Origin of the sequence: Massilia eurypsychrophila, assembly GCF_002760655.1 — a bacterium.
Lineage (GTDB): Bacteria > Pseudomonadota > Gammaproteobacteria > Burkholderiales > Burkholderiaceae_D > JAFCUW01.
Window position 1 is genome coordinate 36,171 of the sequence record NZ_PDOC01000006.1, and the last position, 16,683, is coordinate 52,853.

The following is a 16,683-nucleotide window of genomic DNA, read 5'->3' on the forward strand; positions in this document are numbered from 1 at the left end:
CCGGTTACCGGCGCGAATCCGCCGCCACTTCGTCGGCGCGCAGCTTCGGCGCCAGCTTGTCGAGCACGCCGTTGACATACTTGTGCCCGTCGATGCCGCCGAACGACTTGGTCAGCTCGACCGCCTCGTTGATGACCACGCGGTAAGGAATTTCCAGATTGTTCTTCAGCTCGTATGCGCCAAGCAGCAACACCCCGTGCTCGATCGGCGACAATTCCTTGACGCCGCGGTCGATCAGCGGCGCGAACGCCTCGCGCAGCGCCACCGAATCCTTGATCGCGCCATACAGCAACGCGGCGAAGTGATCGGCATCGGCCTTCTCGAAACCGTGTGCGGCGCGGATGTTGTTGACGACGGTGGTCGCGTCTTCATTATTGAGCAGCCACTGATATAGTCCCTGCAACGCAAACTCGCGCGCCCGATGACGGGGCGTGCGGTTCTTGCTCGGGTTGGCGTGCGGGGTCTTGTCTGTCATGGTGTACTTACCTGTTCTTAAATCCGGTTTTAATCTTCGTCGGCTTGCAACTCTTCGAGCGCCAGCAGCAGGTTGGCCATCTCGACGGCGCAGCGCGCCGCTTCGGTGCCCTTCTCCGCCATGCGCGCTTCGGCCTGCTCGTCGTTCTCGGTGGTCAGCACCGCATTGGCAATCGGCATGCCGTAGTCGAGGCCGATGCGGGTGATGCCGGCGCCGGACTCGTTCGATACCAGCTCGAAGTGGTAGGTCTCGCCGCGGATCACCGCGCCCAGCGCCACCAGCGCGTCGAACTGCTGGGTCTCGGCCATCTTCTGCAGCGCCAGCGGAATTTCCAGCGCGCCCGGCACGGTCACGTGCAGCACGTCTTCGTCCGACACGCCCAGGTGCTTGAGCTCGGCCAGGCAGGACGACAACAGGCCATGGCCGACGTCGGCGTTAAAGCGCGCCTGCACGATGCCGATGCGCAGTCCGCTACCGGTCAAATTGCTTTCATAAGTTCCTACCGTCATGGCTGGCCTCTTGATATGTGGGTAAATATTTGAATGAATGCGTCAATGGTACGCTTCAGGCGCCCGGCTTGGCGAGATATCCGGTCACTTCGAGGTCGAAACCTGTCATCGACGGCATCTTGCGCGGGCTGGCCAGCAGTTGCATCTTGCCCACGCCAAGGTCCTTCAGGATCTGGGCGCCGATGCCGTAGGTGCGCAAGTCCATGCTGGCGGCGCGGCCGGCCGGCTTGAGCGCCGGCGTGTCGAGCGCGGCAAAGTGGGCAAACAGCTGGTCGGCCGATTCGCCGCAATTGAGCAACACCATCACGCCGCGTTCGGACTGCTTGATCGCCTGCATCGCCGACGCCATCGTCCACGAGTGCGTCGTGGCGCGGCTTTCCAGCAAGTCGAGGATCGAGACCGGCTGGTGCACGCGCACCAGCGACTCCAGGTTCGGCGCCAGTTCGCCATGCACCATCGCCAAGTGCGCCGAGCCGCTCGGCGTGTCGCGGAAAGCGACCAGGCGGAATTCGCCAAACTCGGTGTTGACCTGGCGCTCGGCCACGCGTTCGACCAGGCACTCGTTCTGCCCGCGGTAATGGATCAGGTCGGCAATGGTGCCGATCTTCAGCTTGTGTTCCCTGGCAAACTCGAGCAGGTCCGGCAGGCGCGCCATGGTGCCGTCGTCGTTCATGATCTCGCAGATCACCGACGCCGGCGTCAGGCCGGCCATCTCGGTCAGGTCGCAGCCGGCTTCAGTGTGGCCGGCGCGCATCAGCACGCCGCCCTTGACGGCCTTGAGCGGAAAGATATGGCCGGGCTGCACGATGTCGGACGGCTTGGCGCCCTTGGCGACGGCCACCTGCACCGTCTTGGCGCGGTCGGCGGCCGAGATGCCGGTGGTGACGCCTTCGGCGGCCTCGATCGAAACGGTGAAATTGGTGCCAAACGAGGTGCCGTTACGCGACGTCATCATGCCGATGTCGAGCTGGTCGCAGCGCTCTTCGGTGAGCGTCAGGCAGATCAGGCCGCGCGCATGCTTGGCCATGAAATTGATGGCCTCGGGCGTGACGAAATCGGCGGCCAGCACCAGGTCGCCCTCGTTCTCGCGGTCTTCCTCGTCGACCAGGATGACCATCCGGCCTGCGCGCAGTTCGGCAACGATTTCCTGGGTGCTGGAGATAGACATATGGGATTCCTCTGGGACGGGCGAGTTGCGCAATCCGCTATTTTAAAGGATTTGGCGGCATCCCACCGGCTAAACGCTGCCGCAGTTCAACTCATCGGCAGCGAAATTCGTCGGGCCGCCCGGAAACATTGCTGATAGACTAATCATCTCGACCATTCGGAACCCGGCCGTTCGCCCGTACAATGCGCCATCGCGCGCCTTCTTGCGGCCACTCCTATTCTACTCGTCCCGATGACCAAGAAAAATCTCCTCACCACCGTATGTCTGGCAGCTTCCCTGCTGCTGCACGCTTCCGCGGCGCTGGCCGCCATCCGGCTGTCCGACCCGATCCCGGTCGGCCCGCAAGTGAAGGTGGGGAAGCTGCCCAACGGGCTCACTTACTACATCCAGAAAAACGGCAAGCCCGAAAAGAAGCTCGAACTGCGCCTGGTGATCAAGGCCGGCTCGGTGCTCGAAGACGACGACCAGCAGGGCCTCGCCCACTTCCTCGAGCACATGGCCTTCAACGGCTCGACCAACTTCAAGAAGCACGAACTGATCTCGTACTTGCAGTCGATCGGCGTCAAGTTCGGCGCCGACCTGAATGCGTACACCAGCTTCGACGAGACGGTCTACATCCTGCCCATCCCGACCGACAGCAGCGAGAACGTGCGCAAGGGCTTCCTGGTGCTGCAGGACTGGGCCCAGGGCATGACCCTGAACCCGGACGACATCGACAAGGAGCGCGGCATCGTGCTCGAAGAGGCGCGCCTCGGCAAAGGCGCCGACGACCGCATGAGCAAGGTGCTGCTGCCGAAGTTCTTCAACGGCTCGCGCTACGCGCAGCGCCTGCCGATCGGCCAGGAAGCGGTACTGAAAAACTTCAAGCACGACGCCGTGCGCCGCTTCTACCGCGACTGGTATCGCCCCAACCTGATGGCGGTGGTGGTGGTCGGCGACATCGAGCCGGCCGCCGCCGAGAAGCTGGTCAAGGCGCACTTTTCAGGCCTGAAAAATCCGCCGCGCCCGCGCGCGCGCCAGCCGGTGCGCATCCCGACCCTGTCGAACACCGAGGCGGTGGTCGTCACCGACAAGGAGGCATCGGGAAACACCGTCACGATCCGCTATCCGGTCCAGGAAGCGCGCGACCGCGATACTTTTGCCGACTACCGCGAAAAGCTGATCCAGTCGCTGTTCGCCTCGATGATGAGCCAGCGGCTGCAGGAAATGGCGCAGCAGGCCGAGCCGCCGTTCATGGCCGCCAGCAGTTCGCTGTCGCGCATCACCCCGCGCTACGAAGCGTATGAGCTGAACGCGGCGCTCGGCAAGGGCGGCGCGGCGCCGGCGATCGACGCGCTGGTGCAGGAAAACCAGCGCGCGCGCCAGTTCGGCTTCAGCGCGCAGGAACTCGAACGCGTCAAGAAAAACCTGATGCGCACCATGGAACGCGCCCACAGCGAGCGCGATAAAACCAACTCGCGCGTCTACGCCGCCGAATACATCCGCAACTTCCTGCAGCAGGAATCGATCGCCGGCATCGAGAACGAATACCGCTACGTGCAAGAGCTCGTGCCCGGCATTAGCGTCGATGAAGTTAACCGCTTCGCGCGCAAGACGATCCCGGTCGACACCTCGATGCTGGTGGCGTACTCCGGCTCGGACAAGGCCGAAACGCCGGCGCCGACCGGCCCGCAGCTGCTGGCCTGGACCGGCGCCGCCGCCAGGGTCAAGGTCGCCGCGCGCGAAGAAAAGCCGGTCGCCGATTCGTTGATGGCAAAGCTGCCGACCGCCGGCAGCATCGTCGGCGAAGTCGAGGACAAGGCGCTTGGCCTGACCACGCTGACGCTGTCGAACGGCGTCAAGGTCATCCTCAAACCGACCGACTTCAATAACGACCAGGTGATCCTGAGCGCCGACCGCTTCGGCGGCCAGACCCTGTTTGCCGAAGCCGACATCCTCAACGCGCGCTACGCCAGCGCGGTCGTCACAACGATGGGCCTGGCCGACATGTCCTTGCAGGAGATGCGCAAGGTCCTGGCCGGCAAAGCCGCCTCGGTCAGCGTCGGCCTCGGCCAATACGCCGACAATATCCTGGCCAGCTCAGGCACGGCCGACGTCGAGACCATGCTGCAGATGCTGTACCTGAAGTTCACCACCGTGCGGCGCGACGAGGACTTGTACAAGTCCTTCCTGGGCAAGCAGGTGGAGAGCGCGCGCAACGTCATGGCTCAGCCGGAGGCGGTGTTCCAGGACACCCTGATCTCGACCCTGTACAACAACAATCCGTGGATCGCGCGGCCGCCGCGGCCGGACGACTTTTCGAAGCTGAGCCTCGATCGCAGCATCGCCATTTTCAAGGAACGCTTCAGCAGCGCCAAGGGCATGACCTTCATCGTGGTCGGCAGCTTCGACAAAGCCAGGATCCGGCCGCTGATCGCCACCTACCTGGCCAGCCTGCCGACCACCGATCTGCCCATCGGCTACAAGGACGTCGGCGTGCGCCCGGTGACCGGCGTGGTCAAGAAAGAGGTGTACGCCGGCTCGGAAGCGAAGAGCCATGTCTCGCTCACCTTCCACGGCGACGCCGTGTACTCGCGCGAAGAAGCGCTGCGCCTTCGCGTGCTGATGGACGTGATGAACATCCGCATCACCGATATCCTGCGCGAGAAGCTCACGCTGATCTACGGCGGCGGCATGGGCGGCACCGTCAGCAAGATCCCGTACGGCAGCTATTCGATCGGCGTGTCGCTGCCGACCGGGCCGGCCAACGTCGACAAGGTGATCGCCGCGACCTTTGCCGAGATCGCGCAGATGAAGGAACAGGGGCCGGCCGCGGCCGACCTCGACAAGGTCAAGCAGAACCTGCTGCAGACGCACCGCCGCTCGATTCGCGAGAACGGCTACTGGCTGTCGTACCTGAAGCTGACGGCGCTGCAGGACTATGAGCCGGATTCGATTTTGACGTACGAACAGCGGCTGGCGGCGGTGTCGGCGAACGACCTGAAGGAAGCGGCCAGGCGCTACTTCGACCTGAACAACTACGTGCAGCTGGTGCTGTACCCCGAAAAGAAATAGGGACGCGCGACTGCTGGACGATGATGTGCCAGGAGCACCAAAGAAAACGCCGCGAACATGACGCGGCGTTTTTGCTTCCAGCGAACCGTTTGACTATGCCTTTTGCACCGACAGCATCCGCTCGACGTAGCGCGCAATCAGGTCGATCTCGAGATTGACCCGGCTGCCGGCGCGCAGGTGCTTGAGCGTCGTGACCGAAATCGTGTGCGGGATCAGGTTGATCGAGAAGCGGCACACGCCGCCGTCGATATCCTGGACCCGGTTCACCGTCAGCGACACGCCATTGACCACCACCGACCCTTTAAATGCCAGGAACTTGGCCAGCTCGCGCGGCGCATCGATGACCAGCTCCCACGATTCGCCGACCGCCTCGAACCGGTGCACGATGCCCAGTCCATCGACGTGGCCCGACACCAGGTGGCCGCCGAGGCGCTCGGCCAGGGTCAGCGCCTTTTCGAGATTGACTTCGCCGATGGCATCGAGCCCTGCGGTGCAGTTGAGGCTCTCGCGCGAGACGTCGACGCTGAATGCGGACGCCGTCTTTTCGACCACGGTCATGCAGGCGCCGTTGATGGCGATCGAGTCGCCCAGCGCGACGTCGTCCAGCGACAGCGGGCCGGCGTCGATGTCCAGGCGCACGCCCGCTTCGAGGCCGCCAGCGAGCGGTTGGACCGAACTGATTTTTCCTACGGCGGCGACAATTCCAGTAAACATGCGGCGTACTTCCTAAATATGGGGGATTCTTGCAAGGATACGCAAGTCTTCTCCAACCTGCTTGACCTCGTGGAATTTGAGCCGCTGACGCAGCTCCAGCGACTGCAGCGGCCCGATAGCGAACATGCCTTGCGCGTCGCCGATCAGGCTGGGCGCCAGGTACACCAGCAGCTCGTCGACGCAGCCCTCGCGGATCAGCGAACCGTTCAGCTTGGCGCCGGCTTCGACGTGCACCTCGTTGATCTCGCGCCGTCCCAGTTCGCGCATCAGCGCCGGCAGGTCGACCTTGCCGGCGTCGTTGGGCAGCATGATGACTTCATGGCCGGCTGCGCGCAGGGCCGCTTCCTTCGCCGGATTGGCGCTGGCCGCGACGATCCAGCTGGCGGCGCCAGCCAGCACGCGCGCGTCGAGCGCGATGTCGAGGTTGCTGTCGACGATCACGCGGCGCGGCTGGCGCGGCGTGTCGATGCCGCGCACGGTCAGTTGCGGATCGTCGGCCTTGACGGTGCCGATGCCGGTCAGGATGGCGCAGGCGCGCGCGCGCCAGGCGTGGCCGTCGGCGCGCGCTTCGGGCCCGGTAATCCACTGGCTTTCGCCGCTGTGCAGCGCCGTCATGCCGTCAAGGCTGGCCGCCGCCTTCAGGCGCACCCACGGCAGGCCGCGCCGCATGCGCGAGAAGAAGCCGATGTTCATTTCGTAGGCCTGCTCGGCCAGCACGCCGGAGGCGACCGCGATGCCGGCCGCCTTCAGCCTGGCCAGCCCCTGCCCGGCCACCAGCGGATTCGGGTCTTCCATCGCCGCCACCACCCGGCCAAGGCCGGCGCGCACCAGCGCGTCCGAACACGGCGGCGTGCGGCCATGGTGGTTGCACGGCTCGAGCGTGACGTAGGCGGTGGCGCCGCGCACGTCGTTGCCGCGCGCGGCGGCGTCGCGCAGCGCCTCGATCTCGGCGTGCGCCTGGCCGGCCGGCTGCGTGTGGCCGGCGCCGATCACCGCGCCGCCCTGCACGATCACGCAGCCGATGCGCGGATTGGGCGCGGTGATGAACATGCCGCGGGCGGCCCATTCCAGCGCCAGCGTCATGCCATCGGTGTCGTTCAGTATTTGCACGGTCGTCTTGTCGGTTGGTGAATCAGGGATCGTCGCCGCCGCAGCTGGCGCCGTCGCGCGCCGGATCGCAGATGCGCGCGCGGCCCAGCATGTTGATCTTGATGCGCCGGCGCTGCTGGCCCATCGCCAGCGACAGCGTGCCCCAGCGCGCCGCCAGGCTGCTGGTATCGGAACAGCTGCGACCCATACTATTATAAGCAAGATAGGCCGCGCCCTGTTGGCTCGAAAATGCGCCGTCGACGGCGATACCCGGCGCCAGCGGCTCGTGCCGCATGATGACCTCCTCGGCGCCGCCGGGCCGGCGGTCGCCATCCGCGTCGACGAACACCACCCAGCCGCCGCTCCAGTCAACGGCCGCGCTGTCGGCAGGCACGAGCATCACCTTGCGCCCGCGCGCGATCGCCTGCGTGCGGGCCAGGTCGATGGCGCCGAACAGGTCGCCGACCGCCGCCTTCAGCTGTTGCGACCGGATCATCTGGCGCAGGTCGGGCAGCGCGACGCTCATCGTCACCGCCGCAATCGCCAGCACGACCGCCAGTTCCACCAGCGTGAAGCCGCGCCGGCGCCGGGTGCTCATGGCCAGCAGCGGCCGGACGGTCCGCTGGCGCTGCGTTCACCGGCGCTGTTGAGCGTGAGCGTTTCGCAGTCGGCGTCGCGGAAATTGGCGTCGACCTTGGCGGTGCCTGGCGTGGCCAGCACCTCGACGCACTGCGACAGCTCGCGGCCAGGGCAGGCGCGCGCACTCAGTTCGTACGCGCTGCCGGCCGCGGCGCCGCCGGAATACCACTTGAAGCGCTTTTCCTGCGCGTCGCTCGACTCGGACGAAAAGCCGATGTAGGTGTTGGCGCGCGTGTAGAAGCGCTCCTGCTGCTGGATCGTCTCGATCAGCGCGATCTGCCCTTCCAGCCGGCGCGTCTTGGTGACGAAGCCGGCGTAGCTCGGATAGGCGATGGCGGCGAGTATCACCACGATCGCCAGCACGACCAGCACCTCGACCAGCGTAAATCCGCGCTCGGGCTTCATCACTTTCCTTTACTTGGTGGCGGCTTCGTGCAGTTCCTGCCAGTTGGCCACTTCGCGCCAACTGACGCGGCCAGCCGGCACGCCGATGTCGACTTGCTCTACCTCAGGCGCACCGCCGTCGGCCTGCAGGTGAACGACGCCAAGCTTGCGGGTCACGCGCGCGGCGCCAGTTGGCGTGGGCGCGGCGCTGATGGCGCTCAGTTGCAGAATGACCGGAAGCGGGCCTTTCCTCTTCTTCCCTGTTGAATTGCCGCCAAGCGCCGCGCCGCTGCTGTCGAATGCGAATCCATACAGCGTATCGAGCATGTAGGTACGGGTCGACGGGCCGGCGCAAGGATCGGCGCCTGGAATGACCGTGCTGACAAGGACTGTGCGGCCCGCCACAACAGGGCTGGCGCCGAGCCGCTCGCCATCGGTCGACGAATAGGGAAAGTCGAAATACCATCCCTTCCTGGCGCGCGGCCCGGTGTAGTCGAATTCATCGCCGTCGATGGTGTAGGTCTCATCGCCCGACAGCGTGCGGCGCACCAGTTCGCTGCGCCCGTTCACCATTTCCGGCGGACTGGCCGCGCTGTCCTTCACCGCGTAGAACGACTGCACGGCGAAATTGGCCGTCTGCCCGTCCTGGCTGCCGGTGCCGAACAGGATCAGGTAGCCGCCGCCAGGCGCAAACACCGCCTGCGGCGCATGGCTGATCGGCTGGCGCCGGCCTTCGTCGTCGCGCGCCTCGAACAGCGGCCCGATGGAAAACGGCAGCTTGCTCAGGTCGAAGCGCCACATCGTGCCGTGCGAGTCGCCGGCGTAGGCATAACGCACGCTGCCATCGCTGGCCCGCACCAGCCCTGGCTGGCCGAGCGCGTTTGCCAGGCCGGGGACGGCCGGGATCACATCGAGCTTGTAGTAGTTGATGTCGCGCTGCCAGCGCTCGGTGGCCGGTTTGTCCAGCGCCAGCAGGAACAGCGCGCCATCCGGTCCGGCCTCGGCGCCGCTCGCGACCACCGCAAAATAGCGGTACTGCGGCGCCGATTCCTTGATGCCGACCTTGATCCTGGCGATCAGCGGCGCGAGGCCGACGTGGCCGATGGCAGGGTCGTCGCGCTCGGTGAACTCCCACAAGGCGCGCTCGCCGCCCTCGAACGCGGCAGGGTCGCTGACATCGAGCGCGAACACGCCGCGCGCGCCCATGCCCATGCCCGACACCAACACCGAGCGCCAGCGATCGCCCAGCAGTGCCTCGGCCTGGCCTGCGCTGGCGTCGACGTAGGGGCGGTGACGGTAGCCCGGGTCGCTCAGCTGGCCGAGCACGGGCAGCAGCGCGTTGGGGATGTAGGCGAACAGTTCGGCGCCGTCGCGGGCATCGAACGCATGCAGCATGCCGTCGTTGGCGCCGAGGTAGACCGCCTCGACGCGGCGCCTGTAGCGCGCATGAAAGGCATCGTAGCCCGGTCCCGCCACCGCAGGCGATGGCGCGCCGACGAAGAGCGGCGTGCTGTGAATGGTGTCGCCGAGGACGCCGGCGCGGCGGCGGAATACGCCGTCCGGCTGGCCGATCTCGCGCCCCCGCTCTCCGCGCAGGAACGCCACCCGGTCTGCGCCAAGCCCGCCGGCATCGAGCCAGCCACGTTCTTCGTTGGCCAAAGCGTCCCATTCGAATGGGACGCTGGCGGTTGATTCGTCCGCGTTGCGCAGCAGCGTGTAGATCTTGCGCTCTTGCGGGGATGGCCGCGGCGTGGGACTTCCCGTCAGCACGGCGCCCGCCTCCCACAGCGGTGTGCCGTCGATCGAGACCGTGCCGTCCGCACCAACGGCCAACCCGCGCGAAGTCAGTTGGCCGGTCCAGGTTACATCGTCGAAGCTTGATTCGAGCAGCACGCCAGATCCATTGCCGCGCACGGCGACCGCGGAGCGGCCGGGGCGTTGCCCTGGCTGAAGCGGCGTGGCCGCGGCGCGCATGCACGCTGTCGGGCTTATCCTGCCTGCCCGACTAGGAGTAGCGGTCGCGCCGGCTACGTCTCGCTGGCCGGGCAGCGCGTCCGCGGGGCGTCTCAACCCCTGCGCCGCGGACGGGCCTGTCGCCACCACCTTGCGGTAGAACGACTGCAGCACCACGTGCGTGCTGGGACGAACGCCGAATCCGATCGCGGTGACGCGATAGACGTTGGCAGTCAGCTGGCCGGCGCCCTCGCCGGCGCGCCCCAGCGGCATCAGTTCGATGACATAGCGCGGCGCCCTGCCCGGCAGCGCGCCGCCGCCAGTGGGCAGCGCGGCGCCGGTGAATTGTCCATACGGGACGGCGGCATCGGTTGCGCCGGACAGGTTCACCATGTGCCAGGCCGGCGCAGCCTGCGCGTACGCGCATAATCCGAGGTTGTCCTGCCCTCGCCCGCAGCCGTCGGCAAAGCCCAGCGCGCTGCCGCCGGCGAACAGCGCGGCGCGCGCAGACACCGGATTGGCGCCGCCTTCGATGTCGCGCTCGGCGTCGGCAAGGCCGGCCTCCGCTGCCTGGAAGGCGATGTGGCGGTCGCGTTCACTGCGCGCCGATTTCTCGGCATTGAGCGCGGTGTGCGCCGCCGCCAGGCCGACGATCGTGATCGCCACCAGCACGAACAGCGCCGTCATCAACGCAGCGCCGCCGGCGCGCCCAGCGCGCCTCATCGCGCCACCTCGGCCGGCGCATTGCGCAGCAGGACGGCGGCGGCGAACAGGCGCCGCTCGCGGTCGCGCAGCTCGTCGGGCAGCCGGTCTTCGGCCAGCTGCACGCCGCGGTCGGCGACGCCGAAGCCGTCGGAATATGCGCGGCCGAACAGGTCGAACACGATCGGCTCGCCGCCGGGCCGGGCCCGCGCGCCATGCAGCACCAGCGCCACCCGCACGGCGGTGACGCGCTTCCAATGCGTGCGCCGGCGCAGTTCGCGTTCGCGCGCCGCCGGGTCGGCCGCCGCCAGCACCAGCGCGGCGTCGCGCTCGTCGACGACGGACGCGCTGGCAAACTCGTTGGCCACGCCATCGGGCGGCGAATCGGTATCGACGCCGTACAGCACCTGGAAGGTATCGACGCCGCCGATGATCGCGTCCGCGCCCCAGCGGGTCTTGCCGCGGTATTTGCAGCGCAGCTCCGCCTCGCCGCCGGCGTTGCGGCCGACGTAGAAGATGCTCCAGCCGTCGTCGTCCTCGCCGACGGCAAAGCCGGCGCAGCTGACCACGCTGCCGTCGGCGGCGCCGCTGAAGCGCACCGCCAGCACGTCGCTGCCGTTGACGGCGTCGGCAAGCGGCGAGTCGATGCCTTCGGCCGCGCGGCTGAGCGAGCGGGCGTCGATGCCGCGGATGTACGGCGGCGCCGTGGCCTGGTCGGCGCCGGCCTGGTCGCGCTCCCAGTTGACGAACGCCGCCTGGCGCGCCGCGCGCGTGACGACTTCGAGCGCGTAGCGGCCATTGTCGTCCAGCCCCGCGGCGTCGACCTGCACCAGGTAGGCGGCATTGGCCGACACCAGCAGGCCGCCGGCCAGCAGCATAGCGAGCATGCCGACGGCGCAGGCGACCATTAGTTCGGCCAGGGTGGCGCCGCGCTGGCGCCGCCGCGCGATCATTTGGCAGCTCCCGGCCACGCGATGGCCACGCTGGGCGCGAATTCACCGGCGCCGTCATGCGCATCGCTGCCGTTGCCCTCCTTGCCGCGCCATCCGAGCTTGACGACAAACGGCGCGGTCGCATCGCCGCCACAGGCCCAGCGCAGCGCGCCGCGGGCCGGATCCCACACGTCGCTGTCGCGGCATACCACCACGCGCCCGCCAGGAAAGCCGGCGTGGACGGCGAGCTTGAGGCGAAAGAGTTCGGCGGCGGCCATTTGCGCGCCGCTGCAGGCGTCGCCAGGCAGGCAGTGCGGGCCAGTTGGCGCGGGCGGTCCGTCGGCGGCGGCGTCGTAATCGAGGTCCAGCAAAGGCGCGCCGGCAGCGGCATTGGCACGCATGCTGTCGGCCAGGCTGCTGGCCAGCTGCACGCCGTTCGACATCAGGCTCGATTGGTGGCGGGTGCGCTGCGCCGCGAGCTGGGTGGCGGCGGCGCCGAGAATGCCGACGGCGAGCACGAAGACCGCCACCAGCACTTCAAGGAGCGAGTAGCCGCTGCTGGAAGCCAGGCGACAAGGACGAAGAAGAAGATGATAACGCGCCCGCAAAGCCAATCGCACCACTCCACCTCCGTAAGCTGCGCTCTTGCAGGCGCGTGCGCGGCCGGCAGTTTTTTACTGCAGAGCCTGCATGCTGCGTAGTGACCTGGATCGCTTGAGTACCAAGTTATCAGGCGTGTTGAAGCCAGCCGTGAGGTGGCTCAATCGTGCAGGGAAGGTGAAAAACGACGGCGCTATTTGCGCGGTTTGGGCGCTTGTCCGACTTCGGCGATCGCTTCTTGGAATTCGGCCAGGTCCTCGAAGTTCTTGTAGACGGAGGCGAAGCGGATGTAGGCGATCTTGTCGAGGCGTTTGAGCTCCTGCATCACCAGTTCGCCGACGTAGCCGCTGTCGACTTCGCGGCGTCCGCTGGTGAGCAGCTTTTCCTCGATGGTGGCCACGGCGGTGTCGATCGCCTCGGCCGACACCGGGCGCTTGCGCAGCGCCAGCATGAAACTGCCGCGCAGCTTGGCCGGCGCGAACTCGGTGCGGCTGCCGTTCTTCTTGACGATGATCGGCATCGACAGCTCGATGCGCTCGTAGGTGGTAAAGCGTTTGTCGCACTGCGCGCAGCGGCGCCGGCGCCGCACGGCGTCGCCCTCCTCGGACACGCGCGTATCGAGGACCTGGGTTTCGTCATGCTGGCAGAACGGACATTTCATGGTGGCCCTGCGTGCGCTGCTTGATCGGCGCGGACCACCATCAGGCGGCCCGCGGGGTGCTGCAAACTACTCAGGCGGCGTAGACCGGATACTTGTCGGTCAGCTTCTTGACTTCGACCTTGACGCGTTCGATCGTCGCTTCGTCGTTCGGGTTATCGAGCACGTCGGCGATCAGGTTGCCGACCGTGGTCGCGTCGTCTTCCTTGAAGCCGCGCGTGGTGAACGCAGGGCTGCCGAGGCGGATGCCGGACGTGACGAACGGTTTTTGCGGATCGTTCGGGATGCCGTTCTTATTGCACGTCATGTGGGCGCGGCCGAGGATCGCTTCGGCTTCCTTGCCGGTCAGGTTTTTCGAACGCAGGTCGACCAGCATGACGTGCGACTCGGTGCGGCCCGAGACGATGCGCAGGCCGCGCGCGATGAGCGCCTTGGCCAGCGCGTCGGCGTTCTTGACGACCTGGGTCTGGTACTCGACGAATGCAGGTTCGAGCGCTTCCTTGAAGGCGACTGCCTTGCCGGCGATGACGTGCATCAGCGGGCCGCCCTGGATGCCGGGGAAGATCGCCGAGTTGATCTGCTTTTCGAATTCGGCCTTCATCAGGATGATGCCGCCGCGCGGGCCGCGCAGCGACTTGTGCGTGGTCGAGGTGACGAAGTCGGCGTGCGGCACCGGGTTCGGGTACAGGCCGGCGGCGATCAGGCCGGCGTAGTGCGCCATGTCGACCATGAAGTAGGCGCCGATTTCCTTGGCGATTTTCGAGAAGCGCTCGAAGTCGATCTTCAGCGAGAACGCCGAGGCGCCGGCGATGATCAGCTTCGGCTTGTGTTCGCGCGCCAGGCGCTCCATCGCCTCGTAGTCGATGTCTTCTTCCGGCGTCAGGCCGTAGGAGACGACGTTGAACCACTTGCCCGACATGTTCAGCGCCATGCCGTGGGTCAGGTGGCCGCCTTCGGCCAGCGACATGCCCATGATGGTGTCGCCAGGTTTGAGCATGGCGAAGAACACGCCCTGGTTGGCCTGCGAGCCGGAGTTCGGCTGCACGTTGGCCGCTTCCGCGCCGAACAGCTGCTTGACGCGGTCGATCGCCAACTGCTCGGCGATGTCGACGAATTCGCAGCCGCCGTAGTAGCGCTTGCCCGGATAGCCTTCGGCGTACTTGTTGGTCAGCTGCGAGCCTTGCGCTTCCATTACAGCTGGCGAGGTGTAGTTTTCGGACGCAATCAGTTCGATGTGGTCTTGCTGGCGCTGGTTTTCCTTCTGGATGGCGGCGAACAGGTCCGGGTCAACCTTGGCGAGCGTGTGATCTTTTGCAAACATGAAAAAAACTCCAATCGAATATCGGTGCGGAGCACCTGGCAGTATGGATCGAAATGAGGGAGACCGGAGAACCGAACAGGCAGCCTCATCGCGCGACTTCCATCGGTGGCTGCCCAGGCGAACGGCTAATGAAATCTCACGTTCCCCGGTGGAAGCCCACCTTTCGCCGACTGGCCTGACAGGCCGCGGCTTTTCGCCAGTTACGTGAGACGTAATGGAGGACAAATTGTAAGTTAAAGCCCCGGTTTGGGCAAGGAAACAGCCATTCAAGGGGCAATTCGAGGCAGACACGGGCAAAAGCTTCCGTTTCAGCTACAATTTATGCCAACTCCCCTCCTTTCCTCCTCACACGGAAATTCCATCATGATCGTATTCATTACCGGCGCTTCGGCCGGCTTCGGCGCCGAGATGGCGCGCACGTTCGTCGGCCACGGCCACCAGGTGGTCATCAGCGGGCGCCGCCAAGACCGGCTCGACGCACTCGCCGCGGAACTGGGCGAGCTGGCGCTGCCGCTGGTGATGGACGTGACGGACAAGGCGTCGATCAACGAGGCGCTGTCGCTGCTGCCGCAATCGTGGCGCCAGGTCGACGTGCTGATCAACAATGCCGGACTGGCGCTGGGCACCCAGCCGGCCCACGAGGCGCCGCTGGCCGACTGGGAAACCATGATCGCGACCAACTGCACCGGCCTGGTGACGATGACGCGCGCGCTGCTGCCGGCCATGGTCGCGCGCGGTAGCGGGCTGATCATCAACCTCGGTTCGGTCGCCGGCGCCTATCCTTACCCGGGTGGCAACGTGTACGGCGCAACCAAGGCGTTCGTCGACCAGTTCACCCTGAACCTGCGCGCCGACCTGGTGGGCACGGGCGTGCGCGCGACCAACCTGGCGCCGGGGCTGTGCGGCGGCACCGAGTTTTCCAACGTGCGCTTCAAGGGCGACGATGCGGCCGCAGCCAAGGTGTACGAAGGCACGGTGCCGTTGACGGCCAAGGATATCGCGCAGACGGCATACTGGATCGCGACGCTGCCGCCGCATATCAATGTAAACAGTATCGAGATGATGCCGACGTGCCAGGGCTTCGGCCCGTTCGCCATCAAGCGCGTCTAGGACATCCGATTCGGACCACAGACCTCGGCACGGTTTTTGGTTTGGAGGTGGGGGTAATGGTGGCGGCATGTATCGTTGTGCCGCTAATTGTTAGCAATTGTTACGGCGCTTGGCCTCGCATCCCCCGCTAACGTCTACTACGGACGCCTTCCCGCTCAGGCCGGCATATGTACGCTGCAGTACATTCGAAACGCAAAATGCCGTAAAATGTTTCTCAAGTTCACTAAATGCCTATTGAAATGCCCTCTGTTTTCACCTGGACCGTCCGCGTGTACTACGAGGATACCGACGCCGGCGGCATTGTGTACTACGCCAACTACCTGAAGTTTTTCGAGCGCGCGCGGACCGAGTGGCTGCGCGCAATCGGCGTCGATCAGCACGAACTGGCCGCGCAGCACGACGCGATGTTCGTCGTCAAGTCGGCGACCATCGACTATCATGCGCCGGCGAAACTCGATGATGTTATAACATTGACACTGGGGATCGAAAAGCTCGGCCGGGCGTCGATTCTGTTCGTGCAGCAGGCAACGCGCGGTGACGCGCTGCTGGCCAGCGCGCGCGTCAAGGTCGGCTGCGTCGACCGCGCCGTCAAGCCGCGGCCCCTGCCCGACGCGGTCGCTGATAAAATGCGTGCCGCCTGACACTCACCCACCTATTCAAAGCATAGCGACCACTCGATGAATGCAGCTCAAGATCTTTCCTTCCTGGCCCTGATCGGCAACGCCCACCTGATCGTTCAGCTCATCATGGCGCTGTTGCTGATCGTCTCGCTGACCAGCTGGACCTATATCTTCCGCAAGATGTTCGCGATCCGCGCCGCGCGCCGCCAGACCGAACAGTTCGAGCGCAGCTTCTGGGCCGGCGGCAACCTGCACACCCTGCACCAGAGCGCCAGCAGCCAGCGCGACCAGAGCGGCGCGCTGGCCCGCATCTTCGAAGCCGGCATGGGCGAATTCATCAAGGGCAAGCAGGTCGCCAAGGACGCGCTCGACATGGGCGCCGTGCTCGACAGCGCGCGCCGCGCCATGCGCGCCGCCTTCCAGCGCGAGCTCGACGGCCTCGACATCCACCTGAATTTCCTCGCCTCGGTCGGCTCGGTGTCGCCGTACGTCGGCCTGCTCGGCACCGTGTGGGGCATCATGAATGCGTTCCGCGGCTTGGCCAACGTGCAGCAGGCAACCCTGGCGGCAGTGGCGCCCGGCATCGCCGAAGCGCTGATCGCCACCGCGATCGGCCTGTTCGCCGCGATCCCGGCGGTGGTGGCGTACAACCGCTTCACCCACGACATCGACCGCCTGGCGATCCGCTTCGAGAGCTTCGTCGAAGAATTCTCGAACATCTTGCAGCGCCAGTCGCGCTAAGCACTGAACGGAGA

Annotated in this window: 16 protein-coding genes and 1 riboswitch; of the genes, 4 read left to right on the forward strand and 12 right to left on the reverse strand. The window is 66.0% G+C overall.

Annotated features, from left to right (window positions below; translation table 11 throughout):
- Positions 1-4: 4 nt before the first annotated feature.
- Genes nusB through ribBA form a run of 3 tightly spaced genes read right to left on the reverse strand, consistent with a single transcriptional unit; the run spans position 5 to position 2,152 of the window.
- Entirely contained in the window at positions 5-475 is a 471-nt protein-coding gene (gene nusB / locus CR105_RS11900; RefSeq protein WP_099788677.1) for a transcription antitermination factor NusB, read from the reverse strand.
- 29 nt (positions 476-504) lie between these two features.
- A complete protein-coding gene (gene ribH / locus CR105_RS11905; protein ID WP_099788678.1) occupies positions 505-984 on the reverse strand; it encodes a 6,7-dimethyl-8-ribityllumazine synthase in 480 nt (159 codons plus the stop codon).
- 55 nt (positions 985-1,039) lie between these two features.
- Complete coding sequence (gene ribBA, locus CR105_RS11910; protein WP_099788679.1) at positions 1,040-2,152, reverse strand: bifunctional 3,4-dihydroxy-2-butanone-4-phosphate synthase/GTP cyclohydrolase II; 1,113 nt, start codon at positions 2,150-2,152, stop codon at positions 1,040-1,042.
- A 231-nt stretch (positions 2,153-2,383) separates the two neighbouring features.
- On the opposite strand from ribBA, the gene CR105_RS11915 reads away from it, so the two are divergent.
- The gene (locus CR105_RS11915) at positions 2,384-5,206 is read left to right on the forward strand and encodes a M16 family metallopeptidase (RefSeq protein ID WP_099788680.1); all 2,823 of its coding nucleotides are present in this window, start codon (positions 2,384-2,386) and stop codon (positions 5,204-5,206) included.
- Positions 5,207-5,299: 93 nt separating this feature from the next.
- Here CR105_RS11915 and CR105_RS11920 read toward each other — a convergent pair whose 3' ends face one another.
- From CR105_RS11920 to glyA, 9 genes are all read right to left on the reverse strand, one after another.
- Complete coding sequence (locus tag CR105_RS11920; RefSeq protein ID WP_099788681.1) at positions 5,300-5,920, reverse strand: riboflavin synthase; 621 nt, start codon at positions 5,918-5,920, stop codon at positions 5,300-5,302.
- Between the two features lie 12 nt (positions 5,921-5,932).
- A complete protein-coding gene (ribD, locus tag CR105_RS11925) occupies positions 5,933-7,003 on the reverse strand; it encodes a bifunctional diaminohydroxyphosphoribosylaminopyrimidine deaminase/5-amino-6-(5-phosphoribosylamino)uracil reductase RibD (RefSeq protein WP_180288183.1) in 1,071 nt (356 codons plus the stop codon).
- 49 nt (positions 7,004-7,052) lie between these two features.
- Positions 7,053-7,607, reverse strand: a complete 555-nt coding sequence (locus CR105_RS11930; protein WP_099788683.1) for a GspH/FimT family pseudopilin — start codon at positions 7,605-7,607, stop codon at positions 7,053-7,055.
- On the reverse strand, positions 7,604-8,053 hold the full coding sequence (locus CR105_RS11935; RefSeq protein ID WP_099788684.1) for a type IV pilin protein: 450 nt from the start codon (positions 8,051-8,053) through the stop codon (positions 7,604-7,606). The genes CR105_RS11930 and CR105_RS11935 overlap by 4 nt, the downstream gene beginning before the upstream one ends.
- Positions 8,054-8,062: 9 nt before the next feature.
- The gene (locus CR105_RS11940) at positions 8,063-10,708 is read right to left on the reverse strand and encodes a PilC/PilY family type IV pilus protein (protein WP_099788685.1); all 2,646 of its coding nucleotides are present in this window, start codon (positions 10,706-10,708) and stop codon (positions 8,063-8,065) included.
- On the reverse strand, positions 10,705-11,640 hold the full coding sequence (locus CR105_RS11945; RefSeq protein ID WP_099788686.1) for a PilW family protein: 936 nt from the start codon (positions 11,638-11,640) through the stop codon (positions 10,705-10,707). The genes CR105_RS11940 and CR105_RS11945 overlap by 4 nt, the downstream gene beginning before the upstream one ends.
- Positions 11,637-12,242 carry a type IV pilus modification protein PilV gene (pilV, locus tag CR105_RS11950; protein WP_370660681.1) on the reverse strand — a complete coding sequence of 202 codons (606 nt, stop codon included), beginning with the start codon at positions 12,240-12,242 and terminating at the stop codon, positions 11,637-11,639. The genes CR105_RS11945 and pilV overlap by 4 nt, the downstream gene beginning before the upstream one ends.
- 170 nt (positions 12,243-12,412) lie before the next feature.
- Positions 12,413-12,880 carry a transcriptional regulator NrdR gene (gene nrdR / locus CR105_RS11955; protein ID WP_099788687.1) on the reverse strand — a complete coding sequence of 156 codons (468 nt, stop codon included), beginning with the start codon at positions 12,878-12,880 and terminating at the stop codon, positions 12,413-12,415.
- A 70-nt stretch (positions 12,881-12,950) separates the two neighbouring features.
- Positions 12,951-14,198 (reverse strand): serine hydroxymethyltransferase, encoded by a 1,248-nt coding sequence (glyA, locus tag CR105_RS11960; RefSeq protein WP_099788688.1) that lies wholly within the window; start codon positions 14,196-14,198, stop codon positions 12,951-12,953.
- Between the two features lie 104 nt (positions 14,199-14,302).
- Positions 14,303-14,412, reverse strand: a riboswitch (ZMP/ZTP riboswitch).
- 149 nt (positions 14,413-14,561) lie between these two features.
- On the opposite strand from glyA, the gene CR105_RS11965 reads away from it, so the two are divergent.
- From CR105_RS11965 to tolQ, 3 genes are all read left to right on the forward strand, one after another.
- Positions 14,562-15,308 (forward strand): SDR family NAD(P)-dependent oxidoreductase, encoded by a 747-nt coding sequence (locus CR105_RS11965; protein WP_099788689.1) that lies wholly within the window; start codon positions 14,562-14,564, stop codon positions 15,306-15,308.
- Between the two features lie 239 nt (positions 15,309-15,547).
- Positions 15,548-15,949, forward strand: a complete 402-nt coding sequence (gene ybgC / locus CR105_RS11970) for a tol-pal system-associated acyl-CoA thioesterase (RefSeq protein WP_099788889.1) — start codon at positions 15,548-15,550, stop codon at positions 15,947-15,949.
- A 36-nt stretch (positions 15,950-15,985) separates the two neighbouring features.
- Entirely contained in the window at positions 15,986-16,669 is a 684-nt protein-coding gene (tolQ, locus tag CR105_RS11975; protein WP_099788690.1) for a protein TolQ, read from the forward strand.
- Positions 16,670-16,683: the final 14 nt, after the last annotated feature.